At 64.6% G+C, this 1,590-nt stretch carries 2 protein-coding genes; both read left to right on the top strand.

Features of this window, described 5'->3' with window-relative positions:
• Window positions 1-574 (top strand): hypothetical protein (locus DW309_RS19860; RefSeq protein WP_205812585.1); only part of this gene is annotated, 574 nt, incomplete at its 5' end.
• A 276-nt stretch (window positions 575-850) separates the two neighbouring features.
• Entirely contained in the window at window positions 851-1,510 is a 660-nt protein-coding gene (locus tag DW309_RS01530) for a TetR/AcrR family transcriptional regulator (RefSeq protein ID WP_136044349.1), read from the top strand.
• The last annotated feature ends 80 nt before the right edge of the window (window positions 1,511-1,590 follow it).

Genomic DNA, 1,590 nt, shown 5'->3' with positions numbered 1-1,590 from the left:
CCCGTCAGAGGATGTGCACGGGGTGGCCGGCGGGCAGCGCCAGCAGCAGGGCGCCCGGGTCGGCGCGGCACACCACCCGCACGGCCTCGCCGCATTCGTCGCCGTCGAGCTCGACGGACGTATGCTCGCAGACATGCGCGAAAGTGAAGTGTTACCGACTGGCATCACTGCCCGGTGGAGGTGGGAAGTTTTTGCCCGCGTGGTGGTCGCGGCTTTGTTCGCCGCAGTCGGGGCTCTGTTACTTCTGGTCGGCGACTTCTGGGTCTGGCCGATTGCTCTCGTGATCCTCGGCGCATCCAGCCGAACTGGGGCACAAGCCTCTGATCGGCGAAGTCGCGGTAGGCGTCAGAGGGCATGGGACGCAAGGAGTTTCTCGTTCGCGGCGATTCTCATCCCAGCGATGCTGGGGATCGTCATTCCATTGCGGTCTTTGGGGGTCCCTCTGCGACCTTGGGTCACGTGGTACGTGCCCGTGGCGACTTTCGTGCTCACGATCGTCACCACCTGCTTGCTCGTACTCCTTCAGTTGCCCTCGCAGGGCGAGGGGACGCCGGCTCACCGTCGCCCCCTCTGATCAATGAGCGTTACGCGAGGCAGGTCGTGATTCCTCCCATTCCGGTGAAGCCGAGCGCGGAAATCCAGATGAGCGATCCGTCTGCGCTAAGTACGCCGAAGGCGCGGCTGAGCCGCTCCGATGGCGATGCTTCCCTTCTCGATCGCGGTGAGCGCCGCGATGTCCGGGAAGCTATGAACTGACCAATCGGTTAGGGAACTGAAGTATTACGCGCCACCTCCTGACCGGCTGTCCAGTGCGTAGGGTCACTCACAGTGGCCACGAGGAGGTGGAGCGATGAGCGCGAAACGGAACGGCGCGCGCACAACGGCTTTGAGGGCGCTCAATGCCCGCTCGGTGATGAGCCCGGACGTGAACGCGGCACCCGAGATCATTGAGGAAGCCGTGCGTGTGTTCGACGAGTTCGGTTATGAGGGCACGAGTTTCCGTCGCATTGCGGAGGTTGCGGGAACCTCGAAGTCCCTCGTCACCTACTTCTTCCCAACCAAACAGGCCTTGGTTGGGACCATCGTCGATCTCGCCTTCCCCGGCGGTGTCTTCATGGGAACCAAACGCACGGATGATGACCCGCTCGATGCGATCGTCGCCGTAGCGGAGCAAGTGACCGACAGCCTCCTGCACGACCCGCTGGCGCGAGTGTCGCTCATGCTGATGGATCGGAGGACCGACGGCTCGCCGCCCGCAAGTCCCAAGTTCAGCGGGTGGCTCGCGCGCTTGACCGACTACCTCGAAGAAGCGCAACGGAAAGAGCTGATCGCTCCGGATGCCGATCCGCCAAGAGAGGCGAAGTACCTCCTATCTGGCATCATCGGACTTGCCGAGTTGGCAAGGGACAGCGGCGCCTACCTGCGGCTTGTCGAAGACGCTGTGCTGCTCACTCGCGACCGGCTCGCTCACATCGTCGTCGGCCCGCGGGCGCGTGAGCTTCGCGCGTAGGGTGCGCTGACCGCGCCGCTACCCGTCAGAGGATGTGCACGGGGTGGCCGGCGGGCAGCGCCAGCAGCAGGGCGCCCGGG

Origin of the sequence: Microbacterium sp. K41 (assembly GCF_004794395.1) — a bacterium.
Taxonomy (GTDB): Bacteria; Actinomycetota; Actinomycetes; order Actinomycetales; family Microbacteriaceae; genus Microbacterium; species Microbacterium sufflavum.
The sequence above is the reverse complement of the archived record's forward strand: the minus strand, read 5'-3'. Positions and strand labels throughout refer to the sequence as shown.